At 67.9% G+C, this 18,112-nt stretch carries 18 protein-coding genes; 11 read left to right on the top strand and 7 right to left on the bottom strand.

Features of this window, described 5'->3' with window-relative positions:
- Positions 1-98 precede the first annotated feature (98 nt).
- Together E5790_RS07220 and alr are read left to right on the top strand one after the other, a co-directional pair.
- Positions 99-1,403, top strand: coding sequence for a D-amino acid dehydrogenase (locus E5790_RS07220; RefSeq protein ID WP_014035841.1), 1,305 nt, complete (start codon positions 99-101; stop codon positions 1,401-1,403).
- Entirely contained in the window at positions 1,382-2,449 is a 1,068-nt protein-coding gene (gene alr, locus E5790_RS07215) for an alanine racemase (RefSeq protein ID WP_014645804.1), read from the top strand. Before E5790_RS07220 ends, alr begins: the two co-directional genes overlap by 22 nt.
- Before the next feature lie 103 nt (positions 2,450-2,552).
- Here alr and E5790_RS07210 read toward each other — a convergent pair whose 3' ends face one another.
- Complete coding sequence (locus E5790_RS07210; RefSeq protein ID WP_111205897.1) at positions 2,553-3,119, bottom strand: DUF3016 domain-containing protein; 567 nt, start codon at positions 3,117-3,119, stop codon at positions 2,553-2,555.
- Positions 3,120-3,363: 244 nt separating this feature from the next.
- Here E5790_RS07210 and E5790_RS07205 point away from each other — a divergent pair, with 244 nt between their 5' ends.
- Positions 3,364-5,352, top strand: a complete 1,989-nt coding sequence (locus E5790_RS07205; RefSeq protein ID WP_136191717.1) for an ATP-binding protein — start codon at positions 3,364-3,366, stop codon at positions 5,350-5,352.
- A gap of 43 nt (positions 5,353-5,395) precedes the next feature.
- Complete coding sequence (locus tag E5790_RS07200) at positions 5,396-5,689, top strand: DUF3247 family protein (RefSeq protein WP_032959238.1); 294 nt, start codon at positions 5,396-5,398, stop codon at positions 5,687-5,689.
- A gap of 65 nt (positions 5,690-5,754) precedes the next feature.
- Here E5790_RS07200 and E5790_RS07195 read toward each other — a convergent pair whose 3' ends face one another.
- Complete coding sequence (locus E5790_RS07195) at positions 5,755-6,018, bottom strand: hypothetical protein (RefSeq protein ID WP_005407925.1); 264 nt, start codon at positions 6,016-6,018, stop codon at positions 5,755-5,757.
- 157 nt (positions 6,019-6,175) lie between these two features.
- Here E5790_RS07195 and E5790_RS07190 point away from each other — a divergent pair, with 157 nt between their 5' ends.
- Genes E5790_RS07190 through E5790_RS07180 form a run of 3 tightly spaced genes read left to right on the top strand, consistent with a single transcriptional unit; the run spans position 6,176 to position 8,618 of the window.
- Entirely contained in the window at positions 6,176-7,240 is a 1,065-nt protein-coding gene (locus E5790_RS07190; RefSeq protein WP_111205896.1) for a class I SAM-dependent methyltransferase, read from the top strand.
- Positions 7,237-7,938, top strand: a complete 702-nt coding sequence (locus tag E5790_RS07185; protein ID WP_014645809.1) for a pseudouridine synthase — start codon at positions 7,237-7,239, stop codon at positions 7,936-7,938. The genes E5790_RS07190 and E5790_RS07185 overlap by 4 nt, the downstream gene beginning before the upstream one ends.
- Positions 7,935-8,618, top strand: a complete 684-nt coding sequence (locus tag E5790_RS07180) for an HAD family phosphatase (RefSeq protein WP_046428651.1) — start codon at positions 7,935-7,937, stop codon at positions 8,616-8,618. Before E5790_RS07185 ends, E5790_RS07180 begins: the two co-directional genes overlap by 4 nt.
- Positions 8,619-8,713: 95 nt before the next feature.
- On the opposite strand, the gene fabB is transcribed toward E5790_RS07180, so the two are convergent.
- Both fabB and fabA read right to left on the bottom strand, forming a co-directional pair.
- Positions 8,714-9,922 carry a beta-ketoacyl-ACP synthase I gene (gene fabB, locus E5790_RS07175; RefSeq protein WP_014645811.1) on the bottom strand — a complete coding sequence of 403 codons (1,209 nt, stop codon included), beginning with the start codon at positions 9,920-9,922 and terminating at the stop codon, positions 8,714-8,716.
- Positions 9,922-10,437 carry a 3-hydroxyacyl-[acyl-carrier-protein] dehydratase FabA gene (gene fabA / locus E5790_RS07170; protein WP_111205894.1) on the bottom strand — a complete coding sequence of 172 codons (516 nt, stop codon included), beginning with the start codon at positions 10,435-10,437 and terminating at the stop codon, positions 9,922-9,924. The genes fabB and fabA overlap by 1 nt, the downstream gene beginning before the upstream one ends.
- 190 nt (positions 10,438-10,627) lie before the next feature.
- On the opposite strand from fabA, the gene dinB reads away from it, so the two are divergent.
- The gene (gene dinB, locus E5790_RS07165) at positions 10,628-11,722 is read left to right on the top strand and encodes a DNA polymerase IV (RefSeq protein ID WP_111205910.1); all 1,095 of its coding nucleotides are present in this window, start codon (positions 10,628-10,630) and stop codon (positions 11,720-11,722) included.
- 245 nt (positions 11,723-11,967) lie between these two features.
- Here the strand turns inward: dinB and E5790_RS07160 are convergent, their stop codons facing one another.
- Positions 11,968-12,879, bottom strand: coding sequence for an MBL fold metallo-hydrolase (locus E5790_RS07160; RefSeq protein ID WP_111205893.1), 912 nt, complete (start codon positions 12,877-12,879; stop codon positions 11,968-11,970).
- 91 nt (positions 12,880-12,970) lie between these two features.
- Positions 12,971-13,609, bottom strand: a complete 639-nt coding sequence (locus tag E5790_RS07155) for an NAD(P)H-binding protein (RefSeq protein WP_032959230.1) — start codon at positions 13,607-13,609, stop codon at positions 12,971-12,973.
- Between the two features lie 108 nt (positions 13,610-13,717).
- Here E5790_RS07155 and E5790_RS07150 point away from each other — a divergent pair, with 108 nt between their 5' ends.
- The 3 genes from E5790_RS07150 (at position 13,718) to gph (ending at position 16,168) form a co-directional block, all read left to right on the top strand.
- Entirely contained in the window at positions 13,718-14,647 is a 930-nt protein-coding gene (locus E5790_RS07150) for a LysR family transcriptional regulator (RefSeq protein ID WP_111205892.1), read from the top strand.
- Complete coding sequence (locus tag E5790_RS07145) at positions 14,644-15,435, top strand: class I SAM-dependent methyltransferase (RefSeq protein WP_014645816.1); 792 nt, start codon at positions 14,644-14,646, stop codon at positions 15,433-15,435. The genes E5790_RS07150 and E5790_RS07145 overlap by 4 nt, the downstream gene beginning before the upstream one ends.
- Positions 15,436-15,499: 64 nt before the next feature.
- A complete protein-coding gene (gene gph / locus E5790_RS07140) occupies positions 15,500-16,168 on the top strand; it encodes a phosphoglycolate phosphatase (RefSeq protein ID WP_049441337.1) in 669 nt (222 codons plus the stop codon).
- 93 nt (positions 16,169-16,261) lie between these two features.
- On the opposite strand, the gene btuB is transcribed toward gph, so the two are convergent.
- Positions 16,262-18,103 (bottom strand): TonB-dependent vitamin B12 receptor, encoded by a 1,842-nt coding sequence (gene btuB, locus E5790_RS07135; protein ID WP_111205891.1) that lies wholly within the window; start codon positions 18,101-18,103, stop codon positions 16,262-16,264.
- Positions 18,104-18,112 lie beyond the last annotated feature (9 nt).

The raw sequence follows: 18,112 nt of genomic DNA, 5'->3' as shown, positions 1-18,112 counted from the left end.
TCAAATCAGGCAAATCAACTGGGATTGGCTGTCTATACTTCCCCAATTATGGTCCCGGCACGCTCCAGTGCAGGGAATGATCGGGTTGGAGAAGTCCCATGCGAGTCCTAGTTCTCGGCAGCGGCGTGATCGGCACCACCAGTGCCTGGTACCTGCGACAGGCCGGGTTTGAAGTCACGGTCATCGACCGCCAACCCGGCCCGGCGCTGGAAACCAGCTTCGCCAATGCCGGCCAGCTGTCGTTCGGCTACACCTCGCCGTGGGCCGCCCCGGGCGTGCCGAAGAAGGCCATCGGCTGGCTGTTCGAGAAGCATGCGCCGCTGGCGATCAAGCCGGGCATGGACCTGGCCCAGTACCGCTGGCTGTGGCAGATGCTGCGCAACTGCACCCACGAGCGCTACGCGATCAACAAGGCGCGCATGGTGCGCATGTCCGAGTACAGCCGCGACTGCCTGAACGAGCTGCGCGCGCAGATCGGCATCGAGTTCGAAGGCCGCGACCTGGGCACCACGCAGCTGTTCCGCACCCAGCAGCAGCTGGATGCCTCTGCGCAGGACATCGAGATCCTGGCCCAGTACGGCGTGCCGTACGAGGTGCTGGACCGCGCCGGCATCATCCAGGCCGAACCGGCCCTGGCCCATGTCGACGGCCTGGTCGGCGCGCTGCGCCTGCCGCGTGACCAGACCGGCGACTGCCAGCTGTTCACCCGCCGCCTGGCGCAGATGTGCGTGGATGCCGGTGTCGAGTTCCGCTTCGACCAGGACATCACCGGCCTCGAGTTCGATGGCGACCGCATCACCGGCGTGCGCATCGACGGCAAGCTGGAAACCGCCGACCGCTTCGTGGTCGCGCTCGGCAGCTATTCGCCGGCGCTGGTCGCACCGCTGGGCATGCGCCTGCCGGTGTACCCGCTGAAGGGCTATTCGTTGACCCTGCCGATCACCGACCCGGCGATGGCGCCGACCTCGACCATCCTCGACGAGAGCTACAAGGTGGCGGTGACCCGCTTCGACGACCGCATCCGCGTCGGCGGCATGGCCGAAGTGGCCGGTTTCGACCTGTCGCTGTCGCAGCGTCGTCGCGAGACCCTGGAGCTGGTGGTCAGCGACCTCTACCCGAAGGGCGGCGACCTGTCGCGCGCACAGTTCTGGACAGGCCTGCGTCCGGCCACGCCGGACGGCACGCCGGTGATCGGCGCCACGCCGTTCCGCAACCTGTACCTCAACACCGGCCACGGCACCCTGGGCTGGACCATGGCCTGCGGCTCGGGCCGTTACCTGGCCGACCTGATGAGCGCGCGCCAGCCGCAGATCAGCACCGAAGGCCTGGATATTTTCCGCTACGGCCAGTACGGTCACGCCCCGCAACATGAGAACCGCACATGCGTCCTGCCCGCGCGCTGATCGATCTGGGCGCCCTGCGCAGCAATTACCGGCTTGCCCGTGAACTGGGCGGTGGCAAGGCCCTGGCGATCATCAAGGCCGATGCCTATGGCCATGGCGCGGTGCGCTGTGCACAGGCGCTGGAAGGCGAGGCTGATGGTTTCGGCGTGGCCACCATCGAAGAGGCGCTGGAACTGCGCCAGGCCGGGATCCGTGCGCCGATCCTGCTGCTGGAAGGCATCTTCGAACCCAGTGACATGGCGCTGGTGGCCGAGCACGATTTCTGGTTCGCGGTGGGCTCGCCGTGGCAGCTGGAAGCGCTGGTCGCATTCGACAGCCCGCGCCCGCTGACCGTGTGGCTGAAGCTGGACAGCGGCATGCATCGCCTCGGCCTGGACGTGGACAGCTTCCGCGCCGCGCATGCACGCCTGTCGGCGCTGCCGCAGGTCGAGCGCATCGTGCTGATGACCCACCTGGCGCGTGCCGACGAGCTGGACAGCGAACGCACCCATGAACAGGCGGCGACCTTCGCGCGCGCCATCGACGGCCTGGACGGCGAGACCAGCGTGTGCAATTCGCCGGCACTGCTGGGCTGGCCGGATGTACGCAGCGACTGGGTGCGCCCGGGCCTGATGCTGTACGGCGCCAATCCGCTGCCGGACAACACCGCGCTGACCGAGCGCCTGCGCCCGGTGATGACGATGCAGTCGAAGGTGATTGCCGAGCGCTGGATCGAGGCCGGTGAGCCGGTGGGCTATGGCGCACGCTTCGTGGCCAAGGCGCGCACCCGCGTGGGCGTGGTCGCGCTTGGCTATGCCGACGGTTATCCGCAGTTCGCCCCCAACGGCACGCCGGTACTGATCGATGGCCAGCCCGGCGTACTGATCGGGCGCGTGTCGATGGACATGCTGACGGTGGACCTGACCGCGCATGCGCAGGCCGGCATCGGCAGTGTGGTGGAACTGTGGGGTTCTGCGCCGACGCTGTCGGAACTGGCGCCGCGCTGCGGCGTGAGTGCCTACCAGCTGCCGTGCGCGGTCAAGCGCGTGGCGAAAGTCTACGTGTAGAGCCGAGCCCGCGCTCGGCTCTGGTAGCAGCCGACCTTGGTCGGCACCGTGCAATGCGTGTCGACCAAGGTCGACACCTGCCGGCAGGTAGAGCTGCCCGGAATCATCGTGCAGCAGTAGCCCGCGTGCTCAGCTCGCGCTTCACCCAGTCGTCGATCAGGCGCTTCTCGTAGCGCAGCGGATCGCTGTCGCTCTTCAGCCCCAGGTTGTGCAGGTAGCCGGTGTCGCTGAGCTTGGCTTCTCCCTCATCGACGATGCGACCACTGGCGTCCTTCAGCGTGTACTGCAGGGTGATCCGCGGCGGATAGATGTCGCGCATGATCCGGATGTCGCTGCCGCGCGGGCCGTGCCAGGGCTCGTAGTCGCCGGCGCGCTTGATGTCGACCAGGGTCACGTCCAGGGTCTGCCCGGGCTGCAGCGGCTTGGCCGCCGTGGTCTGCACGTAGCTGGCCAGCTGCTGCACCCAGTTGCCGCGTTCGGCCTCGAAGCGGTTGGTGCTCTGGCGGATTTCGGTGAATCCGGCTGGATCGTCCCACTTCACGCTGACCGGGCCATTGGCCTGCAGCGCGCGGGGCGCATCCGGATCGGTGACGGCGCGCGGCGCGGCGTTCGTGCTGCCCGCCATGAGGGCGCCTGCCAGCAGCAGGGCAGTGGCCAACGAGCGGTTCATGACGGTCTCCTGCGTCCCATCGACGGGGACGATGCGATTTATAGATCGAGTGTGATCCCGCTTTCCAGCCACCGCAACGGCCGATTGCGACACCGACAAGAGCGGTTGCCGCCAATTCATCGTCGTCAACCATGACTGACGGCGCTTGACGCTGTGAATACGCGCTTTGGAAGATGCTGTGCTTCCAATCCGGCCCGTCCAGACGCCCTTGTCCACACTGCCGCCCCTCGTGGAGCGCCCACCGATGATGGTGCAGGCGCCCGAACCCGACCTGCATCATGGCGTGCTTGAGCGCATCAACGCTGGTTTCTGCGTGATCCAGGTGCTGTTCGAGGGCGATCGTGCGGTCGACTATCGTTTCCTCGAGGTCAACGATGCCTTCGAGCGCCACACCGGGCTGAAGGATGCGCGTGGACAGCGCATGACCGAGCTGGAACCCAACCATGAGCAGGACTGGTTCCGTATCTACGGCGAGGTCGCACGCAGCGGCCGTCCCGCCCAGTTCGAGATGGAAGCGCGTGCGCTGGGTCGTTCGTTCGCGGTCGACGCGGTGCGCGTGGGCCGGCCAGGCGAGGACAAGGTCGGCATCCTGTTCTTCGACATCACCGCACGCAAGCAGATGGAAGTGGAGCTGGGCGAGAGCGAAGCGCGCTTCAGCGCGCTGGCCGACGGCCTGCCGATGCCGGTGTGGGTGCTCGATGAGCGCGGCCATGCCCGCTTCGTCAACAGCGCCTTCAGCGAGTTCTTCGGTGGCGACGAGACGCGTGTGCCGGAAGATGTCTGGCGCGGCCTGGTGCATCCGGACGATGCGTCGGTATTCGAATACGAACTGCAGGAAGCGCTGAAGGCGCAGCGTTCGATGCACGCGCTGGTGCGTGCGCGGCGCGCCGATGGCCAGTGGCGTTGGCTGGAGATGAACGCACGCCCGCGTTTCTCGCGGATGGGCCGCTTCATCGGCCTGGCCGGCAGCAGCCCGGACGTGACCGAACGCCGCGAGATCGAACTGGCCCGCGAGGAACTGCTGCAGTCCGAGCGCGCCGCGCGCAGCGCTGCGGAGAACATGGCGCGGCTGAAGGACGAGTTCCTGGCCACGCTGTCGCATGAACTGCGTACGCCGCTGACCACCATCCTCGGCTGGAGTGAGCTGCTGCTGCAGCGTGTGGACAACACCAGCCCTCTGTACAAGGGCCTGAACGTGATCGCCAACAGCGCCGGCGCGCAGAAGCGGCTGATCTCGGACATGCTGGACCTCAGCAGCATGCTGCTGGGCAAGGTGCAGCTGGAGGTGGAAGTGCTGGACCTGCGCACGGTGCTGGGCGAGGCCATCGGCGCGCAGGAACTGGTTGCCGAAGGCAAGGCACTGGACGTGCACCTGCAGCTGCCCGAACAGCCGAGCCTGGTGCTGGGCGATGCCACGCGCCTGCAGCAGGTGTTCTGGAACCTGCTCTCGAACGCGATCAAGTTCACCCCGGCTGAAGGCCGCATCGACCTGCAGCTGCGGGCCGACGGCAACTACTGGGAAATCACCGTGCGCGACACCGGTGATGGCATCGCACCCGAATTCCTCAATCACCTGTTCAGCCGCTTCCGCCAGGCCGATGGCACCACCACCCGGCGCCATGGTGGACTGGGACTGGGCCTGGCGATCGTGCAGCAGCTGGTCGAACTGCATGGCGGCACGGTCGCCGCGGCCAGCGAGGGGCACGGCCATGGCGCTACGTTCACCGTGCGCCTGCCGCAGCACCTTCCCGATGCCGAGCGGCGCCCGCTGCGCGAAGTGATCAGCGGGCCGATCCTGGAACCGGTGATCGTCGAGCCGTATCCGCTGCGCGGCATGCACGTGCTGGCGGTGGAAGACCAGCCGGAAGTGCTGGAGTACCTGCGGCGCATGCTGGAAGAGCAGGGCGCCAGCGTGTCGGCGGCCAGTTCGGCCGGTGAGGCGCTGGCGTTGCTGGCCGACACCGGCCATCTGCAGTACCACGTGATGCTGACCGACATCGGCATGCCGGGCATGGATGGTTATGGCCTGGTGCGCACGCTGCGCGAGGACATGGGCGTGGATGCCACGACCCTGCCCGCGGTCGCCGTCACCGCGCTGGCGCGTGCCGATGACCGCCGCCGTGCGCTGGCGTCGGGTTTCCAGGAACACGTGGCCAAGCCGTACTCGGTGGCGCAGCTGGTGGCTGCGGTACGCAAGGTGCAGGTACCCCGCGCCGACAGCGCGCTGCACTGAGCATTCACGGCCGATCGGCGACCCTGCATGCAGGAGGTCGCCGATGTCCCGCATAGCTCCCCGTATCCATACCGATCCGGCGCAGATCGCGCGCCTGGAAGCCCTGCTGCCGCAGCTGGAAGGCGAAACGCAGGTGGAACTGATTCTGCACGATGGCCGCCGCCTGCTCGGCACGGTGGCCGTGAGGCCAACCGTGCAGCAGTACCGCAACGTCGCTGGTGATGAAGGCAGCAACGGCCAGTTGCGCCTGGATGACTACGACACGCCGGTGCAGCAGCACCATGTGTGGCTGGACGAGATTGCCAGCATCAACCGCCTGCCACCCAAGGCGCCTTGATCCGATGTAGAGCCGGGCCCACGCTCGGCTGGCGCCCGAGCATCTGCTCGGGCGCTACGGATGTGTCAATGCTCGAACAAGGTCGGCGTCGCTTCGAACCGGCGCGCGTAGGCGCGTTCTTCCGCCACCCGGGCCACCTCGTCATCGGCCAGGTCCGGTGCGCCATATACCGCATAGGCCACGCTGCCATCGGCGCCATGGCCGACCTGGTGCAGCCGGTAACGCGAGTGCCCGCCGCCGGTGTCCTCGGGGTAGTGCACGGGCGGATGGCTGCCTTCCAGGTCCATTTCACTGTTGTCGACGACGCCACCGACGAACAAGGCTCGCATGCAGGTTCTCCTGGGTTTCCGGGGGAGCCTCTACCCTGAACGTTTCAATGTTTCTGGCAGATCAAGGCCCCGTTCGGGTTTCGCAAAGCGGCCTGCCGGGGCCGGCCCGGCCAAGCCGGTACAATGGACGGCCCTCACGCTTGAAGTACCCGCGCCGATGGCCTCCAGCGACGACGCCCCCCTGCAGACCCTGCTCCTGCCGTTCTCCCAAGGCGCCCTGCGCTGGCCGGAGGGCCCGGTGGCTTTCCTGCGTGCCCGCGATGGCTGGCCGCTGCGCGAAGCGGCCGGCAACCGCGAGCTGCACTGCGAACAGAGCTTTGCCCCGTTCGCGCAGCCGCTGCAGCAGGCCACCGGCTGGACCGTCAGCGGCCAGCTGGACGATGTGGCCGGCAAGGGCCGTTGCCCGCTGGTGCTGGTGCTGCCACCGCGCCAGCGTGAAGAAGCCCGTGCGCTGTTCGCCCGCGCGTTGGCGCTGGTCGCCGAGGGCGGCCGCATCGTTGCCTGCCAGGCCAACAACGAAGGCGCGCGCTCCGGTGAAGGCGACCTCAAGCAGCTGGCCGGTCTCGGCGGCTGCCTGACCAAGAACCACTGCCGCGTGTACTGGACCGCCCCGCTGCAGGGCCAGCACGACGCCGACCTGGCCAAGCGCTGGTCGGCGCTGGATGCGGTGCGCCCGATCATGGGCGGACGCTTCCTCAGCCGCCCGGGCGTGTTCGCCTGGGACCGCATCGATCCGGCATCGGCGCTGCTGGCCGAGCACCTGCCGGCCGACCTGGCCGGCCGCGCCGCCGACCTTGGCGCAGGCTACGGCTATCTCTCGCGCGAGCTGCTGGAACGCTGCCCGAAGATCACCGCGCTGGACCTGTACGAGGCCGAGCAGCGTGCGCTGGCCCTGGCCGAACTGAACCTGGCGCCGCCGCCGCGCGCGCTGCCGCTGCGCTTCCTGTGGCGCGACGTCACCGCCGGCATCGAGCCGGGCTACGACGTCATCATCAGCAACCCGCCGTTCCACACGCCGTCGCGTGCCGACCGCCCGGACATCGGCCAGCGCTTCATCGCCGTGGCCGCGCAGGCGCTGCGCCCGGGCGGGCGCCTGTACGTGGTGGCCAACCGCCATCTGCCGTACGAGCACACCCTCAACGACAGCTTCGGTGCGGTGCGCGTGGTCGCCGAGCGCGACGGTTTCAAGCTGGTTGAAGCAGTGAAGGGGAAGGGCAAGTGAAGCTGGTCAAGCTGATCGCCAACCTGGGCTATGGCAGCCGCAAGCAGGTGCAGTGGATGTTCCGCGAAGGCCGCGTCACCGACGCCGACGGTGAGGTGCTGTACGCCGATGACCAGGTGCCGCACGAGGCGATCCGCGTCGATGGCGAGCCGCTGGACCCGCCGGTGGGGCTGTCGATCGCGCTGCACAAGCCCGCCGGCTACACCTGTTCGACCAAGGACACCGGCCGCCTGATCTACGACCTGCTGCCGCCGCGCTTCCGCGACCGTGATCCGGTGCTGTCCACGGTGGGCCGCCTCGACCGCGAGACCAGTGGCCTGCTGCTGCTGACCGACGATGGCGGCCTGCTGCACCGGATCATCTCGCCGAAGTCGAAGCTGCCGAAGGTCTACGAAGTCGAGTTGAGCGAGGACCTGCGCGGCGACGAAGTGGCGTTGTTCGCCAGCGGCACGCTGATGCTGGAGTCCGAGAAGACGCCCCTGCTGCCGGCTGAACTCGAAGTGCTGGAGGCGCGTCGCGCACGCCTGGTGCTGCATGAAGGCCGCTACCATCAGGTACGCCGCATGTTCGCCGCCACCGGCAATCACGTGCAGGCCCTGCACCGCAGCCGCGTCGGCGGGCTGGACCTGCAGGGGCTGGACGAAGGGCAATGGCGGCAGCTCACTTCCACCGACCTGGATACGTTGTTCGCTCCATGACCCCCTTCGCTGCGCTGCCGTTCCTGCCCGACGCCGTCATCTTCGACATGGACGGTTTGATGATCGACAGCGAGCGGGTCTCGCTGGCCTGCTGGAGCGAGGCCGCCGACGAATTCGGGCTGGGCCTGGAGGAAGCGGTGTTCCTGCGCATGGTCGGCCTCGGCGACCACGATACGCATGCGTTGCTGCGCGCGCAGGGCATCGAGGACAGCCTGATCGACGCGGTGGCGGCACGTTGCCATGAGCTGTACGAAGCACGCACGCAGACCGGGCTGCCGCTGCGGCCGGGCATCCTGGAGCTGCTGGAGCTGCTGAAGGCGCACGCGGTACCGCGTGCGGTGGCGACCACCACGCGGCAGCCGCGCGCCAACCGCAAGTTGGCGGCCGCAGGCCTGCTGCCGTACTTCGATGCCGTGATCACCAGTGGTGATGTGGCGCGGCCGAAGCCGGCGCCGGATATCTACCTGCTGGCCGCGCAGCGGCTGGGCCAGGCGCCCGAACGTTGCCTGGCGCTGGAAGATTCACCGGCCGGCACGCGGGCCGCACTGGCCGCCGGCATGACCGTGATCCAGGTGCCGGACCTGGTGCATCCGGATGAAGAGCTGCGCGCACTGGGCCACCGCATCGTCGGCTCGCTGGTGGACGCGCACGCCCTGCTGCTGCCGCTGCTGCCGAAGTAGCGGTGGGTGCCGACCTTGGTTGGCACTGAGCCGGGCATGGGCTCGGCTCCACATCTTCTGGTGGGTGCCGACCGTTGGTCGGCACACCTGTTCAATCACACCCGCCCGAACACCAGCGCAGCGTTGGTGCCACCGAAGCCGAAGCTGTTGGACATCACCGTGTCCAGCTTCTGCTCGCGGCTTTCGCGCAGGATCGGGAAGCTCTCCACCTTCGGGTCCAGCTCGCCGATGTTGGCCGAACCGGCGACGAAGCCATCGCGCATCATCAGCAGGCAGTAGATCGCCTCGTGCACGCTGGCCGCGCCCAGTGAATGGCCGGACAGCGCCTTGGTCGAGGACAGCGGTGGTACCGCATCGCCGAACACTTCACGGATCGCGTTGAGCTCGGTGACATCGCCCAGCGGGGTCGAGGTGCCGTGGGTGTTGAGGTAGTCCAGCGGGCGATCGACGCCCTGCAGTGCCATCTTCATGCAGCGCACCGCGCCCTCGCCGGACGGCGCGACCATGTCGGCGCCATCGGAGGTCACGCCGTAGCCGATCAGCTCGGCATGGATGTGCGCGCCACGCGCAACGGCGTGGTCGTAGTCCTCCAGCACCAGCATGCCGCCGCCACCGGCGATGACGAAGCCGTCGCGGTCCTTGTCGTACGGACGCGAGGCGCTGGCCGGGGTCTCGTTGAAGCTGGTCGACAGCGCGCCCATCGCATCGAACATCACGCTCATCGACCAGTGCAGGTCTTCACCGCCACCGGCGAACATGATGTCCTGCGCACCGTGGCGGATCATGTCCGCGGCAGCGCCGATGCAGTGCGCCGAGGTCGCGCAGGCGGCCGACAGCGAGTAGCTGACGCCCTTGATCTGGTAGGCCGTGGCCAGGCAGGCCGAGACCGTCGAGCACATTGTGCGCGGCACCATGTACGGGCCGACCTTGCGCACGCCACGTTCGCGCAGCAGGTCGACCGCGCCGATCTGCCATTCGCTGGAGCCGCCGCCGGAACCGGCGATCAGGCCGGTGCGCAGGTTGCTGACCTGCTCGGGGCTGAGCCCGGCATCGGCGATGGCATCGCGCATGGACAGGTAAGCGAAGGCCGCCGCGTCGCTCATGAAGCGCTTCTGCTTGCGGTCGATCAGCGCCTCCAGATCGAGGTCGACGCGACCGCCGACCTGGCTGCGCAGGCCTGCTTCGGCATGGTCGGCCAAGGCGGTGATGCCCGAGCGCCCTTCGCGCAGCGCGGCCGAAACGGTATCCAGATCATTGCCGAGGCAGGACGTGATGCCCATGCCGGTGATGACGACGCGACGCATCAGAAGCTCCCGGTTTCAGTGAACAGGCCGACGCGCAGGTCGCGCGCGCTGTAGATTTCGCGGTCATCCACGTACATGCGGGCGTCCGACTGGGCCATCACCAGCTTGCGGTTGATGACACGGCTGATGTCGATCTCGTAGCGCACGAGCTTGGCGTCCGGCAGTACCTGGCCGGTGAACTTCACCTCGCCGCAGCCGAGTGCGCGGCCCTTGCCGGGGGCACCCAGCCAGGTCAGGAAGAAGCCGGTCAGCTGCCACATGGCGTCCAGGCCCAGGCAGCCGGGCATGACCGGGTCGCCGATGAAGTGGCAGCCGAAGAACCACAGGTCCGGGCAGATATCCAGCTCGGCGCGTACCATGCCCTTGCCGTGCGGTCCGCCGTCCTCGTGGATGTCGGTGATGCGGTCGAACATCAGCATCGGATCGTTGGGCAAACGGCCGGCGGCGGTGCCGAACAGTTCACCGCGTGCGCTGGCCAGCAGCTGTTCGCGGTTGAACGCGTGGAGACGGGTCATGAAGCACAATCCTGGAAGCGGGAAACAGGGAAACAAGCGTTCGAGGATGCCCGTGGAAACTGCGCCGATCAAACATTTCAACCGTACGCAACCGTAGTGTTTTCAATGGAATACGCGCATCCTGTTGATGTGCAACGACCATACTTCGGCGTGTGGCCCGTTCGGCACGCCCCCGCCCTTTCCGCCTGACATGACCCGACTGCGCAAGATCATCCACGTCGACATGGACGCGTTCTACGCGTCGGTGGAGCAGCGCGACGATCCGTCACTGCGGGGCAAGCCGGTGGTTGTGGCATGGCGCGGCGCGCGCTCGGTGGTGTGTGCGGCGTCCTACGAGGCACGCGTGTTCGGCGTGCGTTCGGCGATGCCGGCGCTGTGCGCCGAACGCCTGTGTCCGGACGCGATCTTCGTGCCGCCGGACTTTGCACGTTACAAGGCGGTATCACGCCAGGTACGCGAGATCTTCCTGCGCCACACCGACCTGGTCGAGCCGTTGTCGCTGGACGAGGCCTACCTGGACGTGACCGAGCCGAAGAGCGGCATCGAACTGGCCACCGACATCGCCCGCACCATCCGTGCGCAGATCCGCGAGGAGACGAACCTGACCGCTTCAGCCGGGATCGCGCCGAACAAGTTCCTGGCCAAGATCGCTTCGGACTGGCGCAAGCCCGATGGCCAGTTCGTGATTCCACCGCAGCGGGTGGACGCCTTCCTGCTGCCGCTGCCGGTGAACCGGGTGCCCGGCGTCGGCAAGGTGATGGAAGGCAAACTTGCCGCGCGTGGCATCGTCACCTGCGGCGACCTGCGGCAGTGGTCCCTGGTCGACCTGGAAGAGGCGTTCGGCAGTTTCGGCCGCAGCCTGTACAACCGTGCACGCGGCATCGACGAGCGGCCGGTGGAACCGGACCAGCAGGTGCAGTCGATCTCCTCGGAGGACACCTTTGCCGAGGACCTGTTGCTGGAAGACCTGGGCGAGGCGATCGTGCAGCTGGCGGAGAAGACCTGGAATGCCACGCGCAAGACCGAACGCGTCGGCCACACCGTGGTGCTGAAGCTGAAGACCGCGCAGTTCCGCATCCTCACCCGCAGCTTCACCCCGGAGCGCCCGCCGGAATCGATGGAAGAACTGCGCGACATCGCACTGGCCCTGCGCGCCCGCGTCGACCTGCCGGCGGAGACGCGTTACCGCCTGGTCGGCGTCGGGCTGGGTGGGTTCCGCGAAAAGGAGGCCGTGGTGCAGGGGGAATTGTTCGAGCACGGACCGAACGATTCCACATCCCTCTGATCGGCAAAGGCGGGGTCAGAGCCCGTTGCGCAGCAACGGGATCCGACCCCAGCAGATTGCCGAGATCTGTCGAAGGCGGGGTGGGCCCGATGGCAGGGGTGTGAGCGGCATGGATGCCGCGACCAAGCCCCCATGGACGGGTTCACGGCGTCCCCTGCCATCGGACCCACCCCGCCAACCCACAGATATCCAGCTGTTGCCGTTGCGCAGGTGCAGGGCGCAGCCCTGCAAAACAACCCTTTACCTTAAGGCCACTGCATCTCGCCCTTGGCCACCTTCGCGCTCAGCTCCAGCGATGCCACGCCATCCAGCTTCGGGTAGCGCGACTGCATTGCTTTCACCAGCGCCGCACTGTCCCTGGCCTTTGCCGTCTCGGCATCGAACGCGCGGATGTAGTCCGCGGTGAAGCGCAACGCACTGGCATCCAGCGCCGCACCCGGCGCGTAATGCCCCGGCACCACCACCTTCGGCTTCAGTGCCTGCAACCGCTGCAGGGTCTGCAGCCAGTCGGTGTGCGACTTCGGCGTCTGCGTGTCGGCCATCCACACGTGCTCGCCGGCTACCACCGGAATGCCACCGACGATCGCGCGCAGCGACGGCACCCACAGCACCGTGCGGTCCGGGGTCGGGCCATCCAGGCCGATCAGCGGCAGGCGCTGGCCTTCCAGCTGCAGGGCATCGCCATCCAGCACCTGCGGCAGCACGATGCGCGCGGGCACGTCGGCACCCATCTTCGGTCCCCAGTAGGCCAGCTTGCCGGCCTGGGTCTGCTGGATGTGGGCGACGGTCTGCGCGGTGGCGACGATGCGTGCCTGCGGGAAGGCGTCCTGCAGGGTGGCCAGGCCGAAGTAGTAGTCCGGATCGCCGTGGCTGATGTAGATCGTGGTCAGCTGCTTGCCGCTGGCGCGGATCAGCTCGACCAGCTTGCGCGCATCGCTGACACCAAACTGCGCATTGACCAGGATCGCGTCGTGGCGGCCTTCGATCAGCACCGAGGACACCGAGAACATTGCCTGCGGGCCGGGATGGAAGGTCTGCAGGTGCAGCTGGGATTTCGTCGCCGCCGCCGGCGCCGTGGTGGCCGGTGCGGCCAGCAGCGGCGCACTGGTGAAGCTGGCGGCCAGGGCAAGGGGAAGCAGCAGGGCAGCGGTACGCATGGGAATTCCTTGTGTAGAGCCGGGCCAATGCCCGGCTGCATGTTCGCGTAGAGCCGAGCGCGGGCTTGGCTCTACATGGGACGTGCGTGGATCAATACGCTGCGGTGATGATCTGCTTCGGATACGCGTGCGCTTCCAGTTCGGCGACGAACGCCGCGCCATAGTCGGCGTAGCTGATGCGGCTGTGGCCGCTGGTATCGGCCAGGAACGCCTTGGGCTGCACGCGGTACTGGCCGCGCTCTTCACCCGGGCCGATTTCGGCGGCCGGCGAGAAGAAGGTCCAGTCCAGGTCGTCCACTGCCTGCAGGCGGTTGAACGCCTCGCGGTGGGCCAGCGCGTACGGCTTGTAGGCCTCCGGGAAGGTGGGGGTGTCGACCAGCTGCACGCCGGGTGCGACTTCCAGGCTGCCGGCACCGCCAACCACCACCAGGCGCGGCACGCCGGCCTTGCGCGCGGCAGCCGCCAGCTGCGCGGCGACCTCGCCGACGCGGCCGATGTCATCGCCCGGGCGCGGGCCGTAGGCACTGGCGAGCACGTCGTGGCCGGCGATGGCGGCAACCAGCGCGTCCTGGTCATCCAGCGAGGCGATCACCGGATGGGCACCGGCCAGCTCGGCCGGGAGGTCCTGCGCGCTGCGCACGATGACGGTGAGTTCGTGGCCGCGGGCCAGCGCGTGGCGGGCGATCTGGCGGCCGATGTTGCCGGTGGAACCAACGAGGGCGATCTTCATGGCAGGACTCCGTGGGGCGCTGTGGGGTGGGAATGGCGCCACTCTAGGCCGCTGCAGTCGCTCGAAAAACAGCGTATAACGCGCTTGTTTGTTGCATGGATCGAGCATATGGACCGATTGACCGCCATGACCGTGTTCGTCGAGGTGGCCGAGCGCGGCAGCCTGACCGCGGCGGCAGAGGTGCTGGACATGTCGCGGGCGATGGTCAGCCGCTACCTGGCTGAGGTCGAGGGCTGGCTGGGCGCACGCCTGCTGCACCGGACCACGCGCCGGGTCAGCCTGACCGGCCCGGGCGAGGCGGCACTGGCGCGCTTCCGGCAGATGCTGGCGATCGGCGAGGAACTGCAGGGCGAGCTGGCCAGCGATGATCCCGAGCCGCATGGCACGCTGCGGGTGACTGCCAGCGTGTCGTTCGGGCAGAGCCACCTGGCGCGGGCGGTGGCCGGCTTTGTTGCGCGCCATCCGGCGGCACGCATCGAGCTGCTGCTGGTCGACCGCACGGTGAACCTGGTGGAGGAGCGGGTGGACCTGGCCGTGCGCATCGCGCGCCATATCGATCCCAGCCTGATCGCGCGGCGGCTGGCCACCTGCCGCTCGGTGCTGTGCGCGACGCCGTCCTACCTGCAGGCACGCGGCACGCCGACTGCTCCCGAGCATCTGGCCGCGCACAACTGCCTGACCCACCACTACGTCGGCAAGAGCCTGTGGCAGCTGCACCGAGACGGCCGTTCGCTGTCGGTGGCGGTGGGCGGCAACATCAGCGCCAACGAGGCCTCGCTGCTGCTGGAGGCGGTGCGGGCCGGTGCCGGTATCGCCATGCTGCCGACCTACCAGGTGGCGCCGCTGCTGCGTACCGGCGAGCTGATCGAACTGCTGCCCGAATTCAGCCTGGACGAACTCGGCATTCATGCCGTGTACGCGTCACGGCGACAGCAGCCCGCTATCATGCGGCGATTCCTGGACTACCTGGCCGAGTGTTTCGCCAGCCCGGCCTTCCAGGATCTGGATTGGCGCCCACCGGGCAAGGAGAACACATGAACCATGGACAGGCCTTGATCGACCACAACCGTGCTGCCTGGGACCGCCAGGCCAGCGAAGTGCGCGAATGGTCGCGCCCGGTGGAAAGTTCAACCATTGCCGCCGCGCGCGAAGGCCGCTGGCAGGTGCATCTGACCCCACGCGCGCTGCCATTGGACTGGCTGGGCGATGTGCGTGGCCGCCGCATCCTGTGCCTGGCCTCGGGCGGGGGCCAGCAGGCACCGGTGCTGGCCGCTGCGGGCGCCGACGTCACCGTGTTCGATCTCTCCGACGGGCAGCTGGAACAGGACCGCAGCGTGGCGGCGCGCGATGGCCTGCAGCTGCGCACGGTGCAGGGCGACATGCGCGACCTGCACGTATTCGCCAACGACAGCTTCGACGTGGTGTTCCATCCGATCTCCAACCTGTACGTACCCGACGTGCGCCCGGTGTGGACCGAATGCCGCCGCGTGCTGGCGCGCGATGGCATGTTGATGGCCAGCTTCTACAACCCGGTGCTGTTCGTCGGCGCGCGCGATCCGCAGCTCGATGCGCAGGGCCTGATCCGGCCGCAGTACGCCATTCCCTATTCGGACCTGGAAGACCTGCCCGCCGCAGAACGTGAGGCGAAACTCGGCCGCGGCGATGCGCTGACCTTTGGCCACAGCCTGACCGAACTGATCGGCGGGCAGCTGGATGCGGGGTTCGTCATCGATCGCTTCATGGAAGACTGGCAGCCGCAGCCGCGCTTCCTGATCGACCGCTACCTGCCCACGTTCCTGGCCACCCGCGCACGCCGGATCGGTTGAGGCGGATCGGCGCAGAAACCAGCGGCGTACAATGGGCGGCCCCACGTCGTGCAGGTGCCGTCCCTTGTCGTATCCCTATCCGCTGGTCGTGTTCGACCTTGATGGCACGCTGGTCGACAGCGCAGCTGATATCGCCGAAGCACTGAACCGCACGCTGGAAGACATCGGCATGGCACGCGTGCCGGAAGCCACGGTTCTGGGCTGGATCGGCGACGGTGTGCGCCGCCTGGTCGAGCAGGCCGTGCATGCCGCGGGTCGTGAGGTCGACCTGGCCGAAGTGATGCCGGTGTTCATGGTGCACTACCGTGAGTGCCTGCTGCGCAGCCCGCGCCTGTTCGATGGCGTGGCCGAAGCGCTGATGCAGCTGCGTGCACGCGGTGTTCCGCTGGCGATCTGCACCAACAAGCCCGAAGCGCTGGTGCCGCCACTGCTGCAACACCTGGGCATTGGTGATGCGTTCGCGCTGGTACTGGGCGGCGATTCGCTGCCGCAGCGCAAGCCCAGCGGTGAGCCGCTGCGGCACATCGCTGCGCACTTCGGGCTGGCGGTGGATGCCTGCCTGATGGTGGGTGATTCGTTGACCGACTACCGCGCCGCCGAAGAGGCAGGCATGCCGATCGCACTGGTGCGTTACGGTTATCCGCGTGGCCTGGACCTGGCCACCGCACAGGCGGTGGCGGTGATTGACGACCTGCGTGAGTTGCCGGGGTTGGCCGCGGGCGTTCGGGTGTAGAGCCGAGCCCACGCTCGGCTGCTTCATTGCGTGAGCCGAGCATGGGCTCGGCTCTACAGTAGATCGGCGCCGGGCGATGCCCGGCGCGCGCCTTCATTTCGGCTGGTAACGCACGCTCAGCTGGTACTCGCGGCCGGGCTGGTTGAACCACGCCACCGTCTCGTAGCGGCGGTCGAACACGTTGGCGGCACGTGCCAGCAGCGACCACGCCGGCGTCAGCGCGTACTCGGCGCGCAGGTCCAGCGTGCCGTAGCCACCGACCTTCACCGCGTTGGCGGCATCGTCATAGCGCTTGCCTGCACCCTGCACGGTCAGGCCGGCGCGGAAATCGCCGAAGCGGCGGTCGACGTCCAGGCGCGCGGTCTGCTGTGCACGGCGCGGCAGCCAGTTGTCGAACTGGGTGCTGCCATGGGTGCGGTTGCGCGGGTCGGTGTAGCTCAGCTGCGCGTTGAGGTCGAAGCCGGCCAGCAGCACGCCACCGGTCAGTTCGGCGCCACGGATGCGCGCCTTCTCCACCTGCTGCATTTTCATCGTGGACGCATCGTAGGTGATCAGGTCATCGATGCGGGTCTCGTACACGTCCAGGCCCCAATGCCAGCCCTGGCCCTGCTGCGAAACACCGAGGTTGGCGCTCTTGGACTTCTCCGGCTTCAACGTCGGCACGCCGCTCCACGGGTCGTACAGGTCGCTGAAGGTCGGTGCCTTGAAGGCGGTGCCGTAGCTGGCATTGACGCGCAGGCCGTGGTCCAGCTGCATTGCCCAGCCGAGACTGCCGGTGGCGTGGTTGCCGAACTGCTGGTTGTCGTCGTTGCGTGCGCTGGCCTGCAGCTGATGGCGGCCGAAGCGGCCCTGGTACTGCACGAACACGCCGGTGTTGCGACGGCTGTCGACGAGGTAGCCCGCGCTGCTGCCGTCCAGGTTGTCTTCGCTCCAGTCCACGCCGGTGCTCAGCAGCTGGCTTCCGGTCAAGGTGAAGTCACCCTGCAGCGAGGCGCTGTCGCGGTGGGTCTGCGCGCTGCCGCGTGCGCCGAAGTCGCCGAAGTTGTCCGATTCGTTGTCGCTGCGGCCGACGTTGGCGGTGAACGCCAGGCGCCCGGACGGGGTGTAGCGCACCTTGCCGGCCAGCACCTGCTGGCGGGTTTCCGAGTAGTTGTAATAGCCGTCGTAGTGGTTCCTGCCGTCGGCGCGCAGCGCACTGCCTTCCACATTCCACTGGTCGTTGAAGGTGTAGCCGCCACGCAGGCTCTTGGACAGGTTGCGGTAGCCGTCGCGGTCGGGTTCGTCAGCGAAGCAGCCGGTGAACAGCGTCGCCGAGCCACGGCAGGCATCGACGCCATCGGAATGCTGGTAGGCGATGTCGGCGCCGAACCAGCCGCGTTCGGTGCCACCACCGATGCCGCCGCTGGCTTCGCGCAGGCCGTTGCTGCCACCACCGAGCTGGAAGTGCGGAGCGAAATCGCCCTGGTTGCGGCGGGTGAAGATCTGGATCACGCCACCGATGGCGTCGGCGCCGTACAGGCTGGACTGCGGGCCGCGCACGATTTCCACGCGTTCGATCTGCGCCAGCGGCAGGTCCTGGTACATGGCCAGGCCGAGGTCGGCACTGTTGATGCGCACGCCATCGACCAGCACCACGGTATGGCCCGAGTTGGTGCCGCGCAGGAACAGCGAGCTCTGCTTGCCGAGCCCGCCGGCATTGGTCAGGTTGATGCCGGCGCGGCCGCGCAGCAGTTCCTGCAACGAGGTGGCCTGGCTGGATTCGATCTGCGCGCGGTCGATCACCTGGGCTGGTGCGATGCTGTCCTGCAGGGCGATCGGGGTGCGGGTGGCGGTGACCAGGATCTGGTCGAGCGCGGTGGTGTCATCGGCGGCCTGGGCCAGCGCGGGCAGGGCGGCCAGCACGGCCAGGGACAGCATTCGGGACTGCAGCTTCATGGGGGACTC

Source organism: Stenotrophomonas sp. PAMC25021 (assembly GCF_004795795.1).
GTDB lineage: Bacteria > Pseudomonadota > Gammaproteobacteria > Xanthomonadales > Xanthomonadaceae > Stenotrophomonas > Stenotrophomonas muris.
This window is presented reverse-complemented; position numbering and strand designations above follow the sequence as displayed.

Coding starts and splice junctions, on each gene's coding strand:
- E5790_RS07220 (WP_014035841.1), top strand. CDS start 99: ATGCGAGTCCTAGTTCTCGGCAGCGGCGTGATCGGCACCACCAGTGCC.
- alr (WP_014645804.1), top strand. CDS start 1,382: ATGCGTCCTGCCCGCGCGCTGATCGATCTGGGCGCCCTGCGCAGCAAT.
- E5790_RS07210 (WP_111205897.1), bottom strand. CDS start 3,119: ATGAACCGCTCGTTGGCCACTGCCCTGCTGCTGGCAGGCGCCCTCATG.
- E5790_RS07205 (WP_136191717.1), top strand. CDS start 3,364: ATGATGGTGCAGGCGCCCGAACCCGACCTGCATCATGGCGTGCTTGAG.
- E5790_RS07200 (WP_032959238.1), top strand. CDS start 5,396: ATGTCCCGCATAGCTCCCCGTATCCATACCGATCCGGCGCAGATCGCG.
- E5790_RS07195 (WP_005407925.1), bottom strand. CDS start 6,018: ATGCGAGCCTTGTTCGTCGGTGGCGTCGTCGACAACAGTGAAATGGAC.
- E5790_RS07190 (WP_111205896.1), top strand. CDS start 6,176: ATGGCCTCCAGCGACGACGCCCCCCTGCAGACCCTGCTCCTGCCGTTC.
- E5790_RS07180 (WP_046428651.1), top strand. CDS start 7,935: ATGACCCCCTTCGCTGCGCTGCCGTTCCTGCCCGACGCCGTCATCTTC.
- fabB (WP_014645811.1), bottom strand. CDS start 9,922: ATGCGTCGCGTCGTCATCACCGGCATGGGCATCACGTCCTGCCTCGGC.
- fabA (WP_111205894.1), bottom strand. CDS start 10,437: ATGACCCGTCTCCACGCGTTCAACCGCGAACAGCTGCTGGCCAGCGCA.
- dinB (WP_111205910.1), top strand. CDS start 10,628: ATGACCCGACTGCGCAAGATCATCCACGTCGACATGGACGCGTTCTAC.
- E5790_RS07160 (WP_111205893.1), bottom strand. CDS start 12,879: ATGCGTACCGCTGCCCTGCTGCTTCCCCTTGCCCTGGCCGCCAGCTTC.
- E5790_RS07155 (WP_032959230.1), bottom strand. CDS start 13,609: ATGAAGATCGCCCTCGTTGGTTCCACCGGCAACATCGGCCGCCAGATC.
- E5790_RS07150 (WP_111205892.1), top strand. CDS start 13,718: ATGGACCGATTGACCGCCATGACCGTGTTCGTCGAGGTGGCCGAGCGC.
- E5790_RS07145 (WP_014645816.1), top strand. CDS start 14,644: ATGAACCATGGACAGGCCTTGATCGACCACAACCGTGCTGCCTGGGAC.
- btuB (WP_111205891.1), bottom strand. CDS start 18,103: ATGAAGCTGCAGTCCCGAATGCTGTCCCTGGCCGTGCTGGCCGCCCTG.